The sequence below is a fragment of the Corynebacterium sp. H78 genome (genome assembly GCF_037572275.1).
In the GTDB taxonomy this organism is placed as follows: Bacteria; Actinomycetota; Actinomycetes; order Mycobacteriales; family Mycobacteriaceae; genus Corynebacterium.
The window spans coordinates 188,256-209,185 of sequence record NZ_JBBHKX010000001.1 but is presented as its reverse complement, the minus strand read 5'-3'; the positions used below and the strand labels follow the sequence as shown (position 1 = coordinate 209,185).

The window sequence follows — 20,930 nt, the reverse complement described above, 5'->3', positions numbered from 1 at the left end:
AAAAGAGTACCTAAAGCGGCGGAGAAACCCAAAACAGCAGGTAAAAAGGGGAAAGGAGCGCTCCTCGACGTCGCTATTTAGCCAATCGAGAAATAGCCCGGAATGCTTCAGCCAGCTTTTCGTCGAGCTGTTCTTCGCCTTCCTTGCCTGCGTTAAGGACGCAGTGGTGCAAGTGATCATCAAGAAGAGCCAGCGCAAGCGCCTTCAATGCCGAGTTGGCCGCCGAGATCTGCGTCAGCACATCGATGCAGTACTGCTCTTCGTCAACCATGCGATGAATTCCGCGAACCTGACCTTCAATACGACGCAACCTGGCCAGATAGCGCTTCTTCTGGCTGAGATACCCATGATCCGGGTGCTCGTCATCGTCAGAGTGACAACAATTGCGCGCCGCATCAGCTCCGATCATGTCCGATGGCTTCGGCGCTACGAGGTCCACCTTCTGAATCCCCCCACCTGAGCTGCCACCACAACACCCGCCTTTCTCATGGGCGACGTCGTTGTGCTTCTTGTTCATTTCTTCGCTTGCCACTTCTCTATCCCTCAATCCGCTCGCTATTTCTCAATGTCTCCAGATTCACCCGACGTCACCATGCACGCTACGGAACCGGCCCAACCGCAGGCTATTGCCCACGACGAATACCGACGAGAACGCCATGGCCGCACCCGCAAGCATCGGATTCAATAATCCGAGTGCTGCCACCGGAATAGCCGCTACGTTGTACGCAAACGCCCAGAACAGGTTGCCGCGAATCGTCGACAAGGTCTTTCGCGACAGACGCACGGCATCAACCGCTGCCATCAGGTCGCCACGCACGAGAGTCACATCGGCAGCCTGCATTGCCACGTCGGTGCCAGTGCCCATCGCCATGCCGAGGTCCGCTTGCGCCAACGCCGCCGCATCATTGACACCGTCGCCAACCATCGCCACGACGCGCCCCTCTGCTTGCAGACGTTCAATCTCCGCAACCTTCTCCTCCGGCAGCACGCCCGCAATCACGTCGCGCGTACCAGCACCAATCCCAACAGCTTCAGCCACGCGCTGTGCAACCTGCTCATTGTCGCCAGTCAGCAGCACAGGTCGCAGTCCCAGCTCCTTGAGCTGTGCAATCGCCCGCGCCGACGACTCCTTCACCGCATCCGCCACAGCAATGTGCCCAACCACGCGCCCGTCCGCAGTCACAGTTGCCCAGGTCTGTGCACTGTCAAGGCTGTGCTTAACGACGAACTCCGCCACCTCAGCACCACCCCGCAATACTTCAACAGCCTGGCCTTGTACTGTTCCACGAACACCACGACCGGGCAGATCGGTGAAGTCCGTGACTGGGGAAACATCGCCCGCTGCCTTGGCAATCGCCTGCGCGATTGGATGCTGCGATGCCGACTCCACTGCACCAGCAAGAGCGATCAGATCGGATTCTGTTCCCACCACGGGGTACACGCCAGTGACTTGCATTTCGCCGGTGGTAACCGTGCCTGTCTTATCCAGCACAATCGTGTCGATCCGCCGTGTCTGCTCCAGCACTTCCGGCCCCTTCAACAGCACGCCCATTTGCGCGCCCCGACCGGTGCCAACCAGCAACGCGGTCGGCGTCGCCAAGCCCAATGCACACGGGCACGCGACGATGAGCACTGCGACAGCGGCGGTGACGGCCATGGACACGTCGCCGCTCACAACTATCCAGCCCACCAGCGTCAGCATTGTAATGACCAGCACAACCGGCACAAACACGCCCGAAATGCGATCCGCGAGACGCTGCACAGGAGCCTTGCCCGACTGCGCGTCCTCCACCATCTTCGCCATCTGCGCGAGCTGAGTCTCCGCCCCTACACGCTGCGCCTTAACGACGATCTGACCCGACATGTTCACCGTCGCACCCGTGACGGAATCTCCAGGAGCAACTTCGACAGGTACGGATTCGCCGGTCAGCATCGACTCGTCAACAGCGGAGGCACCGGACACCACGACACCGTCGGTCGCGATCTTCTCACCAGGGCGAACTACAAATTCTTGGCCCACCTCCAATTGGGAAACGGGGATGCGGTGTTCGCGACCGTCGCGAAGTATAGAGACGTCCTTGGCACCAAGATCGAGCATGGCACGCAAGGCCTGCCCGGCGCGACGCTTCGCCCGCTTTTCGTAGTAGCGACCGGCGAGAACGAACAGGATGATGCCAGCGACAGCTTCGAGGTAAATGTTTGCGCTGGCATCGTGTCCGTGTGACACCGTCAACGCGAACTCATGCTTGAGCCCTGGGGTACCGGCGGTGCCGAAGAAGAGGGCCCAAACACTCCAGAAGAACGCAGCGGAGGTACCCAAGGTGATGAGAGTGTCCATCGTGGTCTCGCCATGACGCAAGTTATTCCACGTCGCACGATGGAATGGCCAGCCCGCCCACACGTACACAGGCGCGGTGAGTACCAAGCACAACCACTGCCAGTTGGTGAACTGAAGAGCGGGAATCATCGAAATGATGATTACCGGGATGGCCAGCCACGCAGCTCCGATGACGCGTTGCCGGAGAGAGGTGAGCTCAGGGTCAGCTGCGTCTGGTTCGGCGTCCGACTCAGGCTCTGATTCAGGCTCCGGCCCCGGCAGCTCAGCGGTATACCCGGCAGCTTCGATGACCTCGATGAACTTCTCTGGGTCATACCCCTCAGGGGCTTCGACGTGGGCGGCTTCGGTCGCGTAATTAACGACTGCCGTCACGCCGTCGAGTTTGTTGAGCTTTCGCTCTACCCGGTTCGCACATGACGCACACGTCATACCACCCACGGGTATATCGAGGGAGAGAATATTCGGTGCACTCATGGATCCGGTCCTACTTCACTGGGGTCGCTGAGTATCCGGCTTCATCGATTGCTGCAATAATGGCAGCTTCGTCGATTCCTTCGTCCGAGGTCACTGCAACATAATCACGCGTGCGATCCGCCTCAACGCCGGTAACGCCAGCGATCTCGCTGACTTCCTCGCGCACCGATGCTTCGCAGTGGCCACAGGTCATTCCGGGAACGGTAAATTCTTGAGTCTTCATAGTTCCCATTCATACCCCCACTGGGTATAGTTTTCAATCTTTATCTTTGTCCATTTACGACCCAAGACAGGAGACTGCGTGAGTACTAGCATCATCGAGTCTTTTAAGTTCGCTTTCTCATCGCCAAAGCGGCTCCGCACGGAAGTTCTCGCAGGACTTGTCGTGGCACTCGCACTCGTCCCCGAGGCAATTTCATTTTCTATCCTCGCCGGTGTCGACCCGCGCCTCGGCCTTTTCGCGTCCTGCACGATGGCCGTTACCATCGCGTTCACCGGTGGCCGCCCAGCCATGATCTCGGCTGCCACTGGCGCAGTCGCCGTCGTCATTGCACCCGTTGCCCGTGAATACGGCATCGACTATTTCCTCGCGACAGTTCTGCTTGCCGGAGTTCTGCAGATCATCATGGCGGTGTTCGGCGTCGCAAAGCTGATGCGATTCATCCCACGCTCCGTCATGATCGGCTTCGTCAACGCACTATCCATCATCGTTTTCATGGCGCAGCTGCCGCACCTCATTGGCGTGCCGTGGCTCGTGTATCCGCTGGTCGCGGCCGGAATTGCGATCATGGTGTTCTTCCCGCGCTTCACGACGGTCATCCCCGCACCGCTTGTCACCATTCTTGCCATCAGCGCCGTGGTGCTAGTGACCGGTTGGTCAGTGCCAAACGTCGCAGATCAGGGTGAATTGCCACAGAGCTTCCCCGAGCTCCTGCTGCCGAACGTTCCACTCAATGTGGACACACTGCGCATTATCTTCCCGTACGCACTGGCAATGGCGCTAGTGGGTTTGCTCGAATCGCTGCTGACCGCGAAGCTCGTCGACGACATCACTGACGTCCACTCCGACAAAACCCGCGAAGGCTGGGGTCAGGGTGTCGCAAACATCGTGACCAGCCTCTTCGGAGGTATGGGTGGCTGCGCGATGATCGGCCAAACGATGATCAACGTCCGCGAATCCGGAGCGCGCACTCGCTTGTCGACGCTGCTCGCAGGCATCTTTATCCTGTTGCTATCTGTGTCATTGGGCGACATCGTCGGACTCATCCCGATGGCAGCACTGGTCGCAATCATGATCATGGTGTCCGTCGGCACCATGGACTGGCATTCGATTCACCCACGCACGCTTCGACTGATGCCGTGGAGCGAAACCGCTGTCATGCTGACCACGGTGATTGCGACCTTGTTCACTAACCTCGCGGTGGGTGTCATCCTGGGTGTCATCACGGCCATGGTGATGTTTGCGCGACGGGTTGCGCACTTGGCGGACGTCGAAAAGCATGAAGCTGACGGCGTAGATACCTATTCGATCAAGGGCCAGCTGTTCTTCGCATCCAGCAACGACCTGGTGTACAGCTTCGACTACGCACATGCTGCAAAGCATGTGGTCATCGACCTCACCGGCGCTGAGATTTGGGACGCCTCGACCGTTGCGACGCTCGACTCCGTGACCCGAAAGTTCGAAGAACGTGGCACGAGCGTCGAGATCATCGGCCTTGACGGGCCGAGCCTGGCTCGCCTACAGAAGCTGACCGGGCAGCTGAACTAGCGAAACGCCACTTCCCCAACCGGCCTGCGCAACTTACGTGAATGCAACTGATCTGGGTTCTCGGCCATCAGCTCGCAGGCCTGCACCGCCGACATCAGGTGCTCCATCTTCGACGCCTGGTAGAACCGGCGTGCCGAACGTGGCAGTTTCGGCTGGTCATGCAGTGGCATGTCAGAGACGCTCAGCAACGCGCCATATGGCACCCGGAATCGGTAGCCATTCGCAGCGATGGTTGCTGACTCCATCTCTACGCCAATCGCCGTGGACTTCTGCAAGTCACGATAAATATCCGACTGCGCCCGCCATTCCCAGTTCCGGTCCGACGTAGACAGCACAGTGCCTGTCCGAAGTCGTTTCTTGAGGGAATCGCGGTCGAGACCCGACACTCGTCGCAAAGCATCCGTCACCGCCATCTGCACCTCTGCGATCGGCGGAATTGGCTTCTCCAACGGCACAATCTCATCGAGAATGCCGTCGGCGCGGTCATAGCCATTCGCGAGAATCATGTCACCAATGCGCATGCGGCCATCGAGGCCGGCGCAGTGGCCGACCATCATCCAACAGTGCGGACGCAGCACAGCGAGGCAGTCCGTAATGGTCTTCGCATTACTTGGACCGACGCCAATATCGATGATGCTGACACCGCAATCATCTTCACGAACCAAGTGGTACGCAGGCATTTGCGACGCATGCGCGTGACGACGACACACCTCCGCACTCGGCACTTCCCCAATTGGGAAACGCATGTCACCAGGGCATACGAGTTCCGTGTACCCGTGCTTATTGTCCGGGGCGAGCTCGGCAGCGTACGTCAGAAAGACGTCGGTGTGCAGTTGGTAGTTGGTGAAGAGAATGAACCGCTGGATGTGGCTCGCATTCGACCCTGCATAATGCTCAAGACGCTGCAGCGCTAGATCCACGCGCGGGGCACTAAAGAGGCTGAGTGGCTTGATGGGCAGGTTCAAGAAGTCTGCCTCACCATCGGCGACGGTGTCGTCGATAAATGCGGAGTCAATAGGCGTAAAACAACGCTCGACTGCAGAAATATCTGCTGCAGTGAAAGACTCGCCAATCAACTCAGTCGCACGCTCGGCCGCCTCGTTGAAGCCACGACACATCCGCAACGGAATCGGCTGCTCCGACACCCGCACCTCAACCTCGCCACCATGATTGGCCAGCAGACTCTCGATCTGCTCCATCAGGTAGCGTTCGTACATTTTTGGCCGCGTAATGGTCGCCGCATAAATGCCCGGCCTATCGACGAAACCATGCGACAACGACGCATCTACTTCACCGACTTCGTCGACGGTGAATCGCAGCTCGGGGTAGCACGCGCGAATCGAGGAAGGAATGCTCTCATTCCGAGCCTTTGCCTGACATGCACTTTCGTACTGGCGCACCAAAAACGCCATGTTCGCCTTATGGATTTCCTGTAGCCGCGCTACCGCAGCAGCGGGATCCGAGAAGAAATGCCCCTCACCTTCGGTCGGCTGAAACGGTGCCAGCTCGAACAGGTCAGTATGTGTCGTGCGTGCGTCGCTCATGCTGCCAGACTAAAGCAATTGAGCTGCCAACGTCCCACCAAGATTGGTGAGTTGCTGGCGACGGTCGTCGTCAAGTTCTCCAACAAAAACCACAGGCTCCGTCGCCAACTCCCACGAGTATCCAGTGGTGATGGATTGCATGGCTTTTTCAGCGCCAGTCGTGTCTTTACCGCCGCGAATCCAGTATGAAAACGGCAGGCCATGGGTGCGGTCGGCACAGTCCATAAATGTAGTGTCGAAGAAATGCTTGAGCGCACCGGAGATATAGCCAAAGTTGGCGGTCGTGCCAAGCAGGACAGCATCGGCCGCGAGGATATCGTCGCTGGTCGCGTCGAGGGCCTCAACAACCCGGACATCGACGGCTGCGAGTTCGGGGTCGCGTGCGCCCTTCAGGACCTCGTCGAGAATTTCGCTGGTTAACGGGGTCGGCGAATGATGAACGATGAGGAGAGTTGCCATGTGGTCGAGGCTAGCGCTTGGACTTAGAAAATAACTGGTTCTCGCGGAATAGCGAGGCCCTTGCGGAATGCTTCGGGCAGGTCGGCGATTGAGTCCGGCACAGTACTGCCCGGCGCGCCCAGCGACCCCACGATCCACCGCTGTGCCTGTTCCACGGACAGTTCGCCGAGTGTCACGTCCCCGTCTCGCTTCGACAATCGTCGCCCTTCGCTGTTCAGCACCAGCGGTACGTGTACGAACATTGGCGCTGACTCCCCAAGTAGGTGCGCAAGGTACGCCTGCCGAGCAGCCGATGCCAATAAGTCATCCCCACGTACGACTTCCGTCACGCCTTGGTCTGCATCATCGACGACAACCGCCAGATTGTAGGCCCACATGTGGTCGGAGCGTCGCAAGATAAAGTCATCGACCGTGCCGGTGATGCGCCCGTGCAGCTCGTCGACCGCCTCCCAGGCCTCGACCTGCGACTTCAACCGCGTCGACGGCTCCCGTCCCGGCACCGCCTCCGCCCGATTCCGACACGTGCCCGGATACGCCCCCGGCGCCCCATGCGGAGCAGACGACGCCGCCAGGATCTCCCGCCGCGTGCAGTAACACGGGTACGTCAGCCCCTGTGCGCTGAGCTTTGCGACGGCCTCCTCATACAGCTCCGTCCTCTCCGACTGGCGTACCGGCGTGCCATCCCAATCGATGCCTATTGCTTCTAGGTCTTTGAGCTGCTGCGCCTCATGCTCGGGCTTTGAGCGCTGCCTGTCGATGTCCTCAATCCGAATGAGAAACTTCCCTCCGTGTGCGCGGGCATGCGCCCACGCAATGACCGCCGTGCGCAGATTGCCGAGGTGGAGCCGCCCCGTCGGCGATGGTGCGTAACGGCCGGTTGGTAGATCAGACGTGCCTCGTGCGGTCATGCTTCTTACCGTAAAGCAACGGAAGGATCAGAACTGCCATCACGGTAGTGAACAATCGGTTCTTGAGGATGTCGTCGAGGATGGTCGTCGTCGGAAAGCCATAGCCAACAACGGTGATGAACACGAGAAACAGAAGCATGGCGATGGCCGCGAAGCGTCGCGTGCGCGGGAGAATAAGGCCAACGCCGGCAGCGAATTCGTAGCAACCGAGGACGATGGTGAGCCAGCTGATGTTGGGCATCGCGAAGTTGCGCCACAAGTCCGCAAGCGCCGGGATCAACGCGGTGTCCGCAAACACCGAGTACCCCTCCGGGTTTGTCCGACCGAGAACGAAATGCGCGATTCCACCAAGTATGAAGATCGCAGAAAACAACGTTACGACGATGCGTCTATATATCTTCATTGCTGCTCCTTGGTGCACGTAGTTCCAGGCTATCCGCGGAATTAGCAACTAGCAGATTGGCAGGTAACATTCCCAGCCGTGACTAACGAAAACTTGCCCAAGTCTGGGCCGGGTGTCGCCGGAGCTGATGCTGCAACAGCTTCGCACGCGCCCGCACACAACAGTGATAATGCAGCGACGTCGTCAAGCGTGCGCCACATTCACGTGCAACGCACGATGTACCCAACATTCATTGCAATCTTCATCGGCGTATTGATTGTTTCGAATATCACCGCGACCAAGGGCGTCGAGATTGGCAGCCTGGTTACAGACGGTGCATTTTTCCTCTTTCCGCTGAGCTACGTCATCGGTGACGTACTGTCCGAATGCTACGGATACAAAGCAACGCAACGCGCTGTATGGACCGGTTTCGCGGTGCTCGCGTTTGCGATGCTGTGCTTCTTCATCGCCATTAAGCTGCCGGCAGCAGAATTCTACGAGAATCAGGCCGCATTTGAGGCCGTACTGGGTACGGTGCCACAGCTAGTTTTGGCTGGTCTGGCCGGTTATGTGGTGGGCCAGCTGTTGAATGCCTGGTCGCTGACGGCCATCAAACGCAAGACTGGTGAGCGCGCGCTATGGGCTCGACTGCTTGGCTCGACAATCGTTGGTGAACTTGTAGATACCGTAATCTTCTGCTCCATCGCTGCGACGGCGATTGGCATCGACTCGTGGGGCACGTTCGTGAACTACGTGATCGTTGGTTTCCTCTGGAAGACAGCGGTCGAGGTATTGATGATGCCCGTGACGTACCAGGTTATTGGCTGGGTTAAGCGTCGCGAAGGATATTACGCGTAGAGCGAGCGCACGTCGTTAGCGCACGTCGCGGCGAGCATTCACTAAGAAACTCGTCGCGATTGCGACACCAATCCAGGCCAGCACTACGGCCACGTTGAACCACAATGGTTGGATCTGCATTGCGTGCCAACCAATTTCCATGTCGTTGCCGTGGCCACCCAGCACACCAGCAATCTGAGTAGTGCGGGTGCCTGGCCCCACCAGCCAAAACATGCGTCCGATATCGGACCCGGCTGCAGCGGACAGTAGTTGTTCCACCACAATCATCCAGACCAATGGCACCGCGACGGCAACAACGCGACTACGCGTCAACACCGCGCACCACATGGCAATGATGGAGAACATCAAGGTCATCATCGACAGCGCCCACACTTGGGTGATATCGCCACCGACGAACTCTGTCTTCGGCAGCGTCGCGACCACTACCCAGGCCATAAAGCCGCCGACGATCGCATTGGCTGCAAGGAACACGATGATCAATAGACTTCGTGCGATCAGCCAGTACGACCTGCGGTCTTGGCTAAGAAAGGCGTGCGCGTACATCTTCTCCGAATATTCGGCGGCGATCGACGAGCCCGCATACGATACCGCCATCAGCGAGAAAATCATCGCTCCGACGAGAAGCATTTCCCAATCCACTTGGGTGCCACTCTTGCCCAGCAGGCCAACGAGAATCAGCGGACCGTACAGAGAACCGGTCAGCAAGATCATCCACACCCACGTGCTACGCAGGCTCACCATCTTCGTCGACTCCGCCTTCAACGCATTGACAAGACTAGACATGGTACTTTCCGTTCTCGTTGGTGTTGACCGTATTGATGGCCGTGTTGATGGCCGTGGTCGAGTACTCCTGTGCATCCGCTGTTGCAGCTAGGAATCGCTGCTCCAAGTTGTCGCGCTTCGTGGTCAGCCGCGTGAGCACAATTCCTCGTTCCATCGCGGTTTCTGCGATACGACGACGGATTTCAGCCTCATTGGCATCGGTTGGCACCGGAACTCTGAAGGTATTTGCCGAGTCATTTGTGGGCTGCGTGGCTGCTTCTTGGATACCCATGCCGAGCGCTCGAACCAGCTCTGCAAACTCTTCTACCTGAGGAGTTTCGACCTCCACGGCCATTCCCCCAGCTAGGAACTCATCCATGCTGTACTCGCCGATCAATTTTCCGCGACCAATCACCACGACCCGGTCCGCTGTCAGCTGCATCTCCGACAGCAGATGTGACGACACCAGCACGCTGCGCCCCTCCGCAGCTTGCCGACGAATCGTGTCACGCATCCACGTCACCCCCTCGGGATCAAGACCGTTAATGGGTTCGTCGAAAATGAGGTGCTGAGGACGCCCGAGCAGTGCCGTCGCAACGCCCAGACGTTGCTTCATCCCCAACGAATACCCGCCGACCTTGTACTTCCCGGCATCTGTCATGCCGACCAGATCCAGGCATTCCTCCACTCGCGCGTCGGAAATCCCGGCACCCCGGGCGATCGCGCGCAGATGGTTACGACCGCTTCTCGACGGCGCAAACCAGCTTGCATCCAAAATCGCCCCGGCGACGTTCATCTTGTGAGGCAGCGCAGCAAACGGCTGCTTGGCGTAGGTACCCGTCGTAAAGCTTCCAGAAAAGAGCACCTGCCCCGAGGTCGGAGCATCCAACCCCAGCATGCAGCGCATCGTCGTGGATTTGCCGGAACCGTTGGGCCCGAGGAAGCCGGTCACCAGGCCATCGGGAACGGTGAAACTCAGGTCCTCGACGGCAGTTTTGGCGCTGTACTTCTTCGTCAGCCGGTCAACTGTGATCATGTATCCAACGTTAAAGCAGCGCTCGCGATGTGACAGTAGCGCCGGGGCTACCTTTTGGGTATCGCGGGCGGGGGTTTGCGGTTCACTGGGTGCAGACGCATAAGGCTGTGGACACATCTGTTTCGAACAAACATTTGCATACCTTATCGAAAGCATGTACGATAAAACGTGTAAGGATGCATTGGTTTCTAGGGGGAAGTAACCATGTCACCGCTCAACTCAACCGGCTACGACGATTCACCGTCTTGGTCACATCAACGCCCGGACGATCCACTATCTGCACTTTCGCGTGCTGCCAACATCGCTGATTTCAAGCTTGCACTCGCATGCACACCTGCGCTGCACGCGGATGTCGAGAATCACGCAGCGCGGCTTTCGGTTCGACTGGGTCTAAGTCGCGGTCAGTGCCTCATGCTTTGCGACGTCGGGTTGATGCTCAACCGCATGCCAAAGCTCGCCGCCTTTGCGGAATCTTCTGAGGTCGTTCCGCTGCGTTATTTGTCCATTATTGCGAATGGCACAGCTGCTATCGAGGACGGCCAAATGCCTGGAATCGAACGCCATATTCTCGATCTACTCAAGCCTCGTCGTCATCAACAAGGTTTCATCGGTCCTCGCACTCTCGCTCGAAAAGTCGGAGACATCGTCGTTGAGTACGACAATCGCGCACGCAACGATGGCACCACCGTTCCGCCGCCTTCGTCCGAGGCACTGACATGCGAAGATGCTGGAGATGGCCAGCATTGTTTCCTTAGCGGTCTCCTAGAACGCGACCGCGCGACAGAGCTTTTCGCCGCAATCAAAGTCGTAAAAGCTCAGGAGATTGCCCAAGGCCGTGAATGCACGATCCCAGACGCGTTAATGCATATCGTTCGCGGAAATGTCGATGCTCAAGTCGTTATCAACGTGTACCGACACGAAAACGGTGGGCCTGCTTACCTAGATGGTGCTGGTTGGCTCAACGATGTCGCGACGCAGGAATGGATTGACCGCGCAACTCATATCCGACTGTCCGGAGACAGTTGTTCACAGTCATACAGCCCAACAGCCGCGCAGGTAGCACGGGTGCGTGGCCGTGATGGCACCTGCAGGTTTCCAGGATGCGACGTACCTGCTCAACAGTGCGACATAGACCATATCGCGCCATACAACCACGACGATCCTGCCAAAGGTGGCCCGACTGACACAGGCAATCTGCACTGCCTCTGCAGAAAGCACCACAATCTGAAGACCCACAAGTTATGGGATGTCACCAGCCACGCGGATCACACAGAAACGTGGGCATCACATGACGGAATCACCGCCCGAAGCATCCCATCAGGTCCGCTCGCGGGCATCGGGAGGCAAACCTTCGACCAGCGAGCCACTAGAAAGACCGCGACAATCCGCCGAAGATTCGTCGAATGGATAATCTCCGAGTTCTCCGACGCAGCGCCCCAACCAGCTACTTCTCCGCCGTAGCTCGCCCACCATTGGCGTAATAGCGACCGAGGAATTCATCTCGGTACTCGTGGAAGCGGTCTTCCATGATCGACTGACGAATGTTGTCCACCAGCGACACCATGAAGTACACGTTGTGAATCGTGCACAACGTGCCCGCCAGGTACTCCTTCGCCTTCAGCAAATGGTGCAAATACGCACGCGAGAAGTTCAGCGTTGTGTACGACGCGACCTCAGCGTCGATCGGGCGGAAATCCGTCTTGAAACGAGCATTCGTCAAAGTCATACGCCCATCAAGCGTGTACACGCCACCACGGCGAGCAAGACGGGTCGGCGCCACACAGTCAAACGTGTCCGCACCATTTTCCACGGCAGCGAAAATATCGTCAGGCTCGGAAATGCCCAGCATGTGGCGAGGGTGATCGTCTGGCAACTCGTCCGTCACCCAACCACAAATCTCACCCAAGCGCTGCTTCTCAATGGCACCACCAATGCCATAACCATGAAAACCAAGCTTGCCCTCAGCCTCGAACTCCTCAGACAGCGACACCAAACCGCGCGCCGCCTGCCTACGCAAATCCTCATACTGAGCGCCCTGCACCACACCGAACAGCTGCTGCAGCGGCTTCTCCCCCGCGCCCAAGTAGGAAGCCTTGGCGACGAAGTCGTCGTAACGCTCCCGCGACACCCACATGGAAGCATTCGGAACAAAACCGGGAACCTGGTTGCGCTCCTCGGTCAGCGCATTATGAGCCTCCAAGCAGCGACGAGCCCAACGATGCGTACGCTCGACCGACGACTCCTGGTAGGAACGAGTGTTCATCAGAGTGGTGAGCTCATCGAACGCGAACATGATGTCGGCGCCCAGATTGTGCTGAATGCGCATCGACACTTCGGGAGTGAACCGGTGCATCGAGCCATCAATGAAAGAACGAAAATTCACGCCATCTTCATCAACGAACGCATTGCGCTCCTTGCCCGGCGCGACAACGTCATCGTTCTGCAGGCCGGTCACGTCCATGGCGAGGGTCTTCTTGAAACCAGCTCCCAAGCTCATGACCTGGAAGCCACCCGAATCGGTGTACGTCGGCCCGCGCCAATTCGAGAATGCGGTCAGACCACCGGCGGCGTCGACAATTTCATCGCCGGGCTGCAAATACAAGTGATACGCATTCGACAGAATCGCCTGCGCGCGCGTGCCACGAATCTGCTCCGGCGTCAGCGTCTTTACCGTCGCCTTCGTGCCCACGGGAATGAACGCCGGGGTCTGCACCTCACCATGCGGAGTAGTGATGACACCCGCACGCCCTCGCGCACCCTCGATCTGCTTTACGACGTCAAACCCTGCAGACATCTCGTCCCTTCGATAGTTGGTAAAACTCAGTGAAGCTTATTCCGCGTCGTCGCTTGGATCCCACACGGCCCGACGACGTCGCGGACCCTTCAACTCAGTGCCTTCACGACGAGCCAGCTCAGCAACGGAAATTCGCTTGCGTGGTGGATCTTGTGGCTTCGAAATCGTTCCCGACGCACCGGCTACACCGGACACCAGCGAAGAACGCTTCTTCATGCCCTTAGGCAGTTTGCCGGATGCATATGCCGCAGCATCAAGCTTCACCGGCTCTTCTGCCTCTGGCTCTTCTGGCTCTGGCTCTTCTGGCTCGACAGCCTTTTCCGCGTCAGCCTTCTTCTTCGCCAGCAACGCGGCAATGCCGCCAGCACCCGCGACACCAGTCGCGTTTACTTCAGGTTCTGGAAGCGGAGCGCCGGTCTTCGAAGCAATCAGCTCATCGACGCCAATCTGCTCCTGAGCCTTCTTCTCCCGCTTCGACAGCTTTTGCTTCTTCGGCTTCTTCGGCTTCTTCATCTTCCGAGCAGTACCAATCGCCGCAGCGCCGGCACCAGCACCCGCAGCCTCGTGTTCCTGTTCGGCGCGCCCAGCCTTAACGAGTTCGTCGATACGCCCCTCGAGGGCAGCACCTTCGACATCGACCGTCGGCAAGATGCGGTCAAACCACTTTGGCAACCACCAGACGGAACGGCCAAGCAAGAACATCGACGCAGGGATGAGGGTCATGCGGACGACGAAAGCGTCGAAAAGCACAGCCGCACCCAGTGCAAAACCGAAGACCTTCACGAACGCCAAGGGCTGACCGATGAACGCAATGAAGACGGAGATCATGATGATCGCGGCGGCCGTCACCACGCGCGCGCCCAGTGAGAATCCCTCGACAACCGACTCTTCGACCGCGGTGTAGCGCGAACCCGGAGTTGGCTTGCCCTTGTTGTGCGTAAAGTGCTCGCGCATACGCGACACGAGGAATACCTGGTAGTCCATGGCGAGGCCGAACGTCACGCCAATCATGAAGATTGGGATGAACGACACCAGTGGACCCGGAGTCGCCACCATTCCCCACAGGCCTTCCTGGAACACCAGCACCGTCACGCCGAACGCCGCAGCCACCGACAGCAAGAAGCCCAGTCCAGCAGTCAACGGCACCATGAAGGATCGGAAAACGAGCAGCAACAGTACGATCGCCAGACCAACCACTACCGACAAATAGATCGGCATGGCCTGACCGAGGCGGTCCGTAATGTCGATTTCAATCGGCACCAGACCGGTCACGCCCGTCTCCAGACCGGTGCTCGACTTCAGCTGATTCTGCTGCGCACGCACGGCGTTCATCAGCTGCTTCGTCGCGGGATCGAGAGGGCCGGACGATGGTGTCATCACCATCTTCACCCCCGTGCCGTCCTTATTCATGCCGACGAGCTGCACATGCTCCACACCGACATTTGCCTTCAGCTGATCCAACGCGTAGCTATACGACGCCTTCCGTGCAGCATCTTCCTTCGGCATCTGCGGATCCGCCGCCATGATCGTGTCGATCAGTGGCTGAAGAGCCGGGGCTTCCGGATTCACGTTGTCGGCATCTGCGACAATAATCAGCTGCGAATTTCGACCAGGCCCGAAGCCCTCCTCGGCCATAGTGATGGCCTTGCGGTTCGTCGAATCAAACTCAGCCGTCGAGTCCGATGGCAACGCCAATGACAGATTCATTGCGGGCACAGCCAAAGCCAACAACAAGCCAACCGACCCGACCAAGAACAGTCCAGGAACCTTGTGAATCAGCTCAACCCAACGACGCCCCATCGTCTTGCCAGCAAACAGCGGACGACGACCACCCTTGAATGGATTACCCGCGATGCCAGGCACTTTGAGAGCGAAAATCTTGTCACCAAACAACGCCATCAATGCAGGCAGCAGCGTCAGCGACACCAGCACTGCCACGAACACAGTGAACGCCGCAGAAATACCCATCAACGACAGGAATGGAATTTTCGCAATAACCAGCGCCGCCAGCGCCACAATTACCGTCAGACCAGCGAACACAACTGACGAACCCGCCGTGCCCGTCGCCATGCCCACGGCATCAGCCCTGGTCATACCTCGAGCTCGTTCGGCTCTATAGCGCGACAGAATAAATAGCGCGTAGTCGATGCCCACGGCCAGGCCAATCATGACGGCAAGCACCGGAGTAATGGAGTTGACATCGGTGAACCGCGTCGACAAGACCACTGCGAGCGAACCAATGATGATGCCCACTACAGCCGTCAACAACGGCAAACCAGCGGCAGCGATCGAACCGAATGTAATAATCAGAACAATAAACGCCACCGACAGGCCGATAACCTCAGACGTCGCCTGCACCGCCACCGGAGCCTGCATGCCCGGACCCATGGCTTCGACTTTCAGACCGGCATCGCGGCCCTTTTGCATCGCTGCTTCGAGGGCAGCATGATTTTCCGGCTCAATATCTGCCGGCACTAACACATCGAAGGTAAACGTTGAGATGCCGTAGCGACCGTCGTCGGAAAGCGTTCTCAGAGCGTAAGCGTCTTGCTTTGCGACGTCCTCTGGCAAGCCGGAACTCGTACCTGCTTCAATGACTTTCTCCTGGAGACCCTTGTTGAGGGTCACCGGATTCACGAGCTGGAGAACATCATCTTTCTGGCCGACGTCCTCTTTAATGGAGGAGACGACGGCATCCATCGCCTCCATATTCTGTGGCTCTTCAAGCTTCTGCCCCTCCGGAGCCTCGAACACCACATAAACCATTTGCTGACGAATGGGGTTTGGCTCGTCGGGGAACTTCTTCTCGATCATTTTCGACGCAATCGCTGACGGCATGCCAGGAATGGAGAACTGATCCATGAAGCCCTTTTGCAGCGTGGCGGCCGAGCCACCAATGCCAGCAACAATAAGAACCCACGCTACGATCACCGTCCATTTATGCAGGTAGGACCACCTGCCAAGGTTGAACAGGGCCTTAGCCATCTTCTGGAATTCCCTTCAAGCGATTACAATCCCGCGATTTTTCGCATACTAAACATTCCAACAGTAACACGGGCTACCCAATGTGAATATTGGGACTAGTGTGATTAGTCTACGCATACAAAAAACCTCCCACCCGCACGAATGCGAATGAGAGGTTAATGGCGGTGGCGGAGGGATTTGAACCCTCGGTACGGGGTTACCGCACAAAGCATTTCGAGTGCTTCACCTTCGGCCGCTCGGACACGCCACCGCCGAGAAACGTTACCGAAGCTATGTACTAACTAACAAATCAGCAGGTCAGGAACTACTTGTCGCTGAACTTGCCCAGGGTCTCGGTTGCCTTGTCCTTTGCGTCTTCGACGCCCTGCTTCATATCAGCCTTGGCCTGGTCGCCCTTGCCCTCGTTCTCGAGGTTCTTGTTGCCAGTAGCTGCGCCAGCCTGTTCCTTCGCCTTGCCGGCGAACTCTTCTGCCTTGTTACCGAAGTTACTCATTGTCGATCACCTTCCATGGCTTTCGTAGTGGTGCTATCCACGGTAAACGCATCGACCCCACACAATCCACAAAAAGCACGAGTTGTTAAACGACTTTCATCAGACCGTAACCAAGCGGTGACTGCCAATCTCGCACATACCCCAGCAATACCTACCGTTTGCCCTGAAAGAAGGCAGGCAGCAATCCGGCACATTCATCGGCAAGCACTCCCCCGCGCACTTGCGGAGCAAATACATGCGCTGGTTCGCGAATCACATCCACGAGCGACCCACACGCGCCCGTCTTCGCCGACCATGCGCCAAACACCACGCGTCCGACCCGCGACATCACAGCCGCACCCGCACACATCACGCACGGCTCGAGGGTCACCACCAGCGTGCAATCCTCTAACCGCCACCCGTCCCCGAGAGCTTTCGCCGCCCTCTGCAACGCGAGAACTTCTGCGTGCGCCATCGGGTCGGCATCTGCTTCACGACGATTCGTTGCCTCAGCAATAATCTCCCCATCAGGACCAACAACGATTGCTCCGACCGGAACATCACCAGCTGGCGTGCGGTTAGCTACGTCGATGGCGAGGCGCATCCACTCTTCATCGCGGATATCGGCGAGTGGCCGTGGCAGGACTGTCTCTACCGTCGGATCAGTAGACATCCATACCCGTCACCTCGGCCAACTGGTCCGCGCAGCCAAGTTCCTCAGCGATCGAGTACAGCTGCTCGGAGGCCCACAGAGACTGATCGTCACAGATAACTGACAGCACGTCCTCGGGAACTCCCAAGTCAGCGAGGATTTCCAAGTCACCTTCGGCCCACGAGTCCACATCGTCCAGATCATCTTCATCAATGTCTGGAATGTCCTCGTCCAACTCATCGAAAACATCTGCAGCAATGTCATCAGTCACCGCCGCCGTCGCGTCCGACAGCAACACACGCGATGCTCCGGGGACGGGACGAACAAGAATGAAGTAGTCATCGTCGATATTCAACATGCCGAAGGAAGCATGCTCGCTGCGGAGTCGTCGCAAAGCAGAAACAGCATCCGCCAGAGAATCCAGGGCATCGTCGCCCAAGTCGCGGACCGCCCAACCGTCATCGCCGAGGATGAGCGCGACGGCAAAAGAACGATCATCGTTGGGGTCATTCGACCCGGAATAGCTGGTGCTCATAGCCCCCAACGGTAGTCGGCATGTGACACACTTGTCACTGTGACTACGCAACTTACCTCCACCCCTATTTGCATCTTGGGCCTCGGGCTCATTGGTGGGTCGATGCTACGTGATCTTAAAGACGCGGGTCACCCGGCATTCGGCTGGAATCGCTCGTCGGAAACTGTCGATGCCGCAGTGTCCGAAGGCTACGATGCTTCCGCTGATTTGGATGCCACATTGCAGCGCGCCCAGGACGAAAAGGCGCTGATCGTCATTGGTACGCCGATGACCGTCGTCGGTCGAATGCTCGACGCTATCGCGGAGCACGCGCCGGATTGTGGCATTACTGATGTGGTCAGCGTCAAGACTGCCGTCCTCGATGCCGTCCGCGAACACAACATGCAATACCGCTATGTCGGCGCTCATCCCATGGCTGGCAGCGCGAAGTCCGGCTGGGATGCGACTGTGACTGGTCTTTTCGACGGCGCCCCCTGGGTTATCACCTACGATCTCGCCGAAGAAATGGCAGACACCGACCCCGAAGCCGAACTCCCCGAGTCATGGCTGCAGACGTTCCGCGACGTGGTGTCCCTCGGCACTCGGCTCGGCAGCGAAATTGTGCCTGCGCGGTCGCTTGCGCATGATCAGGCCGTCGCAAAGATCTCACACATGCCACACCTCGTGGCATACGCAGTAGCGGTGACTGGAGATGCGGGAGGTCAACTGCCGATGTCGCTGGCCGCGGGATCATTCCGCGACGGCACGCGGGTAGCGGCGGCTGAGCCTGACATGGTGCTGTCGTGGTGTGACAACAATGTCGAGCCGGTACTCGGCGCACTCGACGAAGTCATCGAGCTGCTGACCGATGCTCGAACTGAACTCACCACAGACGGCACTGCCACGCGACTGTCGCAGGCCGGCTTTGATGCCCGCACTCGCTTCGAAGCACGCACCGGAATGCGCCCAGTCATTAGAGTTTCGCTTAACGACGACAACTGGCTTGACCAGCTCCGTCACGCAGAGAGCATCGGCGGGCGCATTGATGTGTTTGAAAATACATAGCGCTAAACCGACCTATTTGGTGCTGCACTATTGATATTCAACGGTTCTAGGCAGTAGAAAAAGAACCGAGAGAAAGGACTCTTCTTTATGATTCGTTCCGCAATTATCGGATACGGCAACCTCGGCAAGAGCGTCGAGAAGGTCATCGCAGACCAGCCGGACATGGAGCTCGTCGGCATTTTTTCCCGCCGCGACTCACTCGATACCGATGCGCGTGTATTGCCAGCCGCGGACGTCGAGAAGTACAAGGAAGAAGTAGACATTCTCTTTGTATGCCTGGGCTCTGCAACGGACGTGCCAGAGCAGGCGCCGGAACTGGCGAAGCATTACACCACAGTTGATACCTACGACAATCACCACGAAATCCCAGCCCATCGCGCAGCAATGGACGCTGCAGCGCGCGAGGGTGGCAACCTGGCCATGATCTCGACCGGTTGGGATCCAGGATTCTTCTCCCTCAACCGTGTACTTGGCACCGCTGTGCTGCCAGGTGCAGATCAGATGACCTTCTGGGGACCAGGTTTGTCGCAGGGGCACTCGGATGCGGTACGTCGCGTGCCGGGAGTCAAGAAGGGCGTTCAGTACACGAAGCCAAACCCGGAGGCAATGGAAGCCGTCAAGCGAGGCGAGGGCGCAGATCTAAAGGGCAACGAGTGCCACCTGCGTCACTGCTACGTGGTTGCCGAGGATCCAGCGATGGAAGACTCCATCCGCGAAACCATCGTGAACATGCCTGACTACTTCGCACCTTACGAAACGGTCGTCGACTTCATCTCGGAAGAGGAGTTCGACCGTGACCACCAGGGCATGCCACACGGCGGCCAGGTCATCACTCGTGGCAATGCTGGTACCTCCGGCCACGTCATCGAATTCGGCCTGACCCTGGAGCGCAACCCGGACTTCACTGCTGCTGTGCAGGTCGCATATGGTCGTGCTGCATACCGCATGAAGGAAGCTGGCGAAGTTGGTGCACGCACCGTCTTCGAGGTCGCCCCTTACCTGCTGTCCGCTGAGCCTCTCGACGATTTAATCGCGGGCAAGCTGTAATTGTCCGTCGGCTGAGCGCGCACTGCGCGCAGACAGCCCAGCCAACCAATACAAAAAGACCCGCACCGAAGTGCGGGTCTTTTTCATGTGGTGCGCCCGAAGGGATTCGAACCCCTAACCTTCTGATCCGTAGTCAGATGCTCTATCCGTTGAGCTACGGGCGCATGTTGTACTGGGCTCTCGCCCTTGCAACGAAATAGAACTCTACACTCAACCTGCTAGAACCAACAAATCCCCTGGTCAGTTACCTAAAAGCAACTCGCCATCCCGCAACTCGAACACCCGGTCCGCTACGGCTGCCAGCAATCGCCGGTCATGCGAAATGAAAAGAACCCCCGCCTCGGTGCGCAATGCCGCGACAACTGTTGCCGTCGTGATGGGATCCAACATCGACGTTGGCTCGTCGCACACAAGGTACTTCGGCTTCTGCACTAACGCTCTCGCGATCACGGCCCGCTGCAATTGACCGTCTGAGACGTCACTCGGCACCCGATCGAGCAGATCTTCCGTCAACAGGACTGATTCCGCTGCCGACTGTGCTTCCGACTGTGCTCGCCCTTGATCCGATGCGATGAGCGCTGGCTCGGCGATGATTCGTCGCAAAGTCCAGCGCGGATTGCACGCTTCGCGGGGCGATTGGCCGATAAAAGCCACATCACGACGAGCCTCCCCCAAAGCCACACCGTCCACCGTCACCGCACCGGCGCGAGGCGTGATTCGACCAGTGAGAATGCGCCCAAGAGTGGTCTTGCCCGAACCCGACGGGCCTACGAGACCGACGATTTCGCCCGGCGCGACGCGCAGCATGATGTCGCGGAGCACCTCTCGACCAGCAAACGAGTGGGCAATATTGCGAGCACGCAGTCCCATGT

The 20,930-nt window shown here is 58.2% G+C and carries 19 protein-coding genes, 2 tRNA genes and 1 pseudogene; 5 read left to right on the top strand and 17 right to left on the bottom strand.

Going from position 1 to position 20,930, the window contains the following annotated elements; all coding sequences use genetic code 11:
• Positions 1–73 precede the first annotated feature (73 nt).
• From WG934_RS00955 to WG934_RS00945, 3 genes are all read right to left on the bottom strand, one after another.
• A complete protein-coding gene (locus WG934_RS00955; RefSeq protein WP_339988378.1) occupies positions 74–409 on the bottom strand; it encodes a metal-sensitive transcriptional regulator in 336 nt (111 codons plus the stop codon).
• Between the two features lie 168 nt (positions 410–577).
• Entirely contained in the window at positions 578–2,812 is a 2,235-nt protein-coding gene (locus tag WG934_RS00950; RefSeq protein WP_339988325.1) for a heavy metal translocating P-type ATPase, read from the bottom strand.
• A 10-nt stretch (positions 2,813–2,822) separates the two neighbouring features.
• On the bottom strand, positions 2,823–3,035 hold the full coding sequence (locus WG934_RS00945) for a heavy-metal-associated domain-containing protein (protein ID WP_339976639.1): 213 nt from the start codon (positions 3,033–3,035) through the stop codon (positions 2,823–2,825).
• Positions 3,036–3,113: 78 nt separating this feature from the next.
• Here WG934_RS00945 and WG934_RS00940 point away from each other — a divergent pair, with 78 nt between their 5' ends.
• On the top strand, positions 3,114–4,580 hold the full coding sequence (locus WG934_RS00940; protein ID WP_339976637.1) for a SulP family inorganic anion transporter: 1,467 nt from the start codon (positions 3,114–3,116) through the stop codon (positions 4,578–4,580).
• Here the strand turns inward: WG934_RS00940 and WG934_RS00935 are convergent.
• From WG934_RS00935 to WG934_RS00920, 4 genes are read right to left on the bottom strand one after another with little or no spacing between them, the layout of a single operon-like run.
• On the bottom strand, positions 4,577–6,124 hold the full coding sequence (locus WG934_RS00935; protein ID WP_339988324.1) for an AMP nucleosidase: 1,548 nt from the start codon (positions 6,122–6,124) through the stop codon (positions 4,577–4,579). The two genes, WG934_RS00940 and WG934_RS00935, sit on opposite strands and share 4 nt — an antisense overlap.
• Before the next feature lie 9 nt (positions 6,125–6,133).
• On the bottom strand, positions 6,134–6,583 hold the full coding sequence (locus WG934_RS00930) for a flavodoxin family protein (protein ID WP_339988322.1): 450 nt from the start codon (positions 6,581–6,583) through the stop codon (positions 6,134–6,136).
• Positions 6,584–6,606: 23 nt separating this feature from the next.
• Positions 6,607–7,491: a tRNA glutamyl-Q(34) synthetase GluQRS gene (gluQRS, locus tag WG934_RS00925; protein ID WP_339976631.1), complete on the bottom strand. Its 885-nt coding sequence runs from the start codon at positions 7,489–7,491 to the stop codon at positions 6,607–6,609.
• Positions 7,469–7,894: a hypothetical protein gene (locus tag WG934_RS00920; RefSeq protein WP_339988320.1), complete on the bottom strand. Its 426-nt coding sequence runs from the start codon at positions 7,892–7,894 to the stop codon at positions 7,469–7,471. Before WG934_RS00920 ends, gluQRS begins: the two co-directional genes overlap by 23 nt.
• Positions 7,895–7,972: 78 nt before the next feature.
• On the opposite strand from WG934_RS00920, the gene WG934_RS00915 reads away from it, so the two are divergent.
• A complete protein-coding gene (locus WG934_RS00915) occupies positions 7,973–8,731 on the top strand; it encodes a queuosine precursor transporter (protein ID WP_445228159.1) in 759 nt (252 codons plus the stop codon).
• 15 nt (positions 8,732–8,746) lie between these two features.
• Here WG934_RS00915 and WG934_RS00910 read toward each other — a convergent pair whose 3' ends face one another.
• Positions 8,747–9,514, bottom strand: a complete 768-nt coding sequence (locus tag WG934_RS00910; RefSeq protein WP_339988318.1) for an ABC transporter permease — start codon at positions 9,512–9,514, stop codon at positions 8,747–8,749.
• On the bottom strand, positions 9,507–10,529 hold the full coding sequence (locus WG934_RS00905) for an ABC transporter ATP-binding protein (protein ID WP_339988316.1): 1,023 nt from the start codon (positions 10,527–10,529) through the stop codon (positions 9,507–9,509). Before WG934_RS00905 ends, WG934_RS00910 begins: the two co-directional genes overlap by 8 nt.
• Positions 10,530–10,733: 204 nt before the next feature.
• On the opposite strand from WG934_RS00905, the gene WG934_RS00900 reads away from it, so the two are divergent.
• On the top strand, positions 10,734–11,990 hold the full coding sequence (locus tag WG934_RS00900; RefSeq protein ID WP_339988314.1) for an HNH endonuclease signature motif containing protein: 1,257 nt from the start codon (positions 10,734–10,736) through the stop codon (positions 11,988–11,990).
• Here WG934_RS00900 and WG934_RS00895 read toward each other — a convergent pair.
• The 6 genes and pseudogenes from WG934_RS00895 to WG934_RS00870 all read right to left on the bottom strand — a co-directional run bounded on the left by WG934_RS00895 (position 11,974) and on the right by WG934_RS00870 (position 17,967).
• Positions 11,974–13,323, bottom strand: coding sequence for a tRNA guanosine(34) transglycosylase Tgt (locus tag WG934_RS00895; RefSeq protein ID WP_339988312.1), 1,350 nt, complete (start codon positions 13,321–13,323; stop codon positions 11,974–11,976). The two genes, WG934_RS00900 and WG934_RS00895, sit on opposite strands and share 17 nt — an antisense overlap.
• Before the next feature lie 597 nt (positions 13,324–13,920).
• Positions 13,921–16,308, bottom strand: a pseudogene (locus tag WG934_RS00890) (MMPL family transporter); the annotation flags it as partial.
• A 159-nt stretch (positions 16,309–16,467) separates the two neighbouring features.
• Positions 16,468–16,558: transfer RNA gene (locus tag WG934_RS00885), tRNA-Ser, on the bottom strand.
• Between the two features lie 54 nt (positions 16,559–16,612).
• The gene (locus tag WG934_RS00880) at positions 16,613–16,801 is read right to left on the bottom strand and encodes a CsbD family protein (RefSeq protein ID WP_339988308.1); all 189 of its coding nucleotides are present in this window, start codon (positions 16,799–16,801) and stop codon (positions 16,613–16,615) included.
• Positions 16,802–16,952: 151 nt separating this feature from the next.
• Positions 16,953–17,453, bottom strand: coding sequence for a tRNA adenosine(34) deaminase TadA (gene tadA / locus WG934_RS00875; protein WP_339988306.1), 501 nt, complete (start codon positions 17,451–17,453; stop codon positions 16,953–16,955).
• A complete protein-coding gene (locus WG934_RS00870; protein WP_339988304.1) occupies positions 17,443–17,967 on the bottom strand; it encodes a tRNA adenosine deaminase-associated protein in 525 nt (174 codons plus the stop codon). The genes tadA and WG934_RS00870 overlap by 11 nt, the downstream gene beginning before the upstream one ends.
• 39 nt (positions 17,968–18,006) lie before the next feature.
• Between WG934_RS00870 and WG934_RS00865 the strand changes: the two genes are divergently transcribed.
• Positions 18,007–19,011 carry a prephenate dehydrogenase gene (locus WG934_RS00865; RefSeq protein WP_339988302.1) on the top strand — a complete coding sequence of 335 codons (1,005 nt, stop codon included), beginning with the start codon at positions 18,007–18,009 and terminating at the stop codon, positions 19,009–19,011.
• A gap of 87 nt (positions 19,012–19,098) precedes the next feature.
• On the top strand, positions 19,099–20,058 hold the full coding sequence (locus WG934_RS00860; RefSeq protein ID WP_339988300.1) for a diaminopimelate dehydrogenase: 960 nt from the start codon (positions 19,099–19,101) through the stop codon (positions 20,056–20,058).
• Positions 20,059–20,146: 88 nt separating this feature from the next.
• Here the strand turns inward: WG934_RS00860 and WG934_RS00855 are convergent.
• Positions 20,147–20,222 (bottom strand) — tRNA-Arg (locus WG934_RS00855).
• Between the two features lie 76 nt (positions 20,223–20,298).
• Entirely contained in the window at positions 20,299–20,928 is a 630-nt protein-coding gene (locus tag WG934_RS00850) for an ABC transporter ATP-binding protein (RefSeq protein WP_339988298.1), read from the bottom strand.
• Positions 20,929–20,930 lie beyond the last annotated feature (2 nt).

Coding starts and splice junctions, on each gene's coding strand:
- WG934_RS00850 (WP_339988298.1), bottom strand. CDS start 20,928: ATGGGACTGCGTGCTCGCAATATTGCCCACTCGTTTGCTGGTCGAGAG.
- WG934_RS00920 (WP_339988320.1), bottom strand. CDS start 7,894: ATGAAGATATATAGACGCATCGTCGTAACGTTGTTTTCTGCGATCTTC.
- tadA (WP_339988306.1), bottom strand. CDS start 17,453: ATGTCTACTGATCCGACGGTAGAGACAGTCCTGCCACGGCCACTCGCC.
- WG934_RS00910 (WP_339988318.1), bottom strand. CDS start 9,514: ATGTCTAGTCTTGTCAATGCGTTGAAGGCGGAGTCGACGAAGATGGTG.
- WG934_RS00860 (WP_339988300.1), top strand. CDS start 19,099: ATGATTCGTTCCGCAATTATCGGATACGGCAACCTCGGCAAGAGCGTC.
- WG934_RS00905 (WP_339988316.1), bottom strand. CDS start 10,529: ATGATCACAGTTGACCGGCTGACGAAGAAGTACAGCGCCAAAACTGCC.
- WG934_RS00895 (WP_339988312.1), bottom strand. CDS start 13,323: ATGTCTGCAGGGTTTGACGTCGTAAAGCAGATCGAGGGTGCGCGAGGG.
- WG934_RS00955 (WP_339988378.1), bottom strand. CDS start 409: ATGATCGGAGCTGATGCGGCGCGCAATTGTTGTCACTCTGACGATGAC.
- WG934_RS00945 (WP_339976639.1), bottom strand. CDS start 3,035: ATGAAGACTCAAGAATTTACCGTTCCCGGAATGACCTGTGGCCACTGC.
- gluQRS (WP_339976631.1), bottom strand. CDS start 7,491: ATGACCGCACGAGGCACGTCTGATCTACCAACCGGCCGTTACGCACCA.
- WG934_RS00930 (WP_339988322.1), bottom strand. CDS start 6,583: ATGGCAACTCTCCTCATCGTTCATCATTCGCCGACCCCGTTAACCAGC.
- WG934_RS00870 (WP_339988304.1), bottom strand. CDS start 17,967: ATGAGCACCAGCTATTCCGGGTCGAATGACCCCAACGATGATCGTTCT.
- WG934_RS00900 (WP_339988314.1), top strand. CDS start 10,734: ATGTCACCGCTCAACTCAACCGGCTACGACGATTCACCGTCTTGGTCA.
- WG934_RS00935 (WP_339988324.1), bottom strand. CDS start 6,124: ATGAGCGACGCACGCACGACACATACTGACCTGTTCGAGCTGGCACCG.
- WG934_RS00880 (WP_339988308.1), bottom strand. CDS start 16,801: ATGAGTAACTTCGGTAACAAGGCAGAAGAGTTCGCCGGCAAGGCGAAG.
- WG934_RS00950 (WP_339988325.1), bottom strand. CDS start 2,812: ATGAGTGCACCGAATATTCTCTCCCTCGATATACCCGTGGGTGGTATG.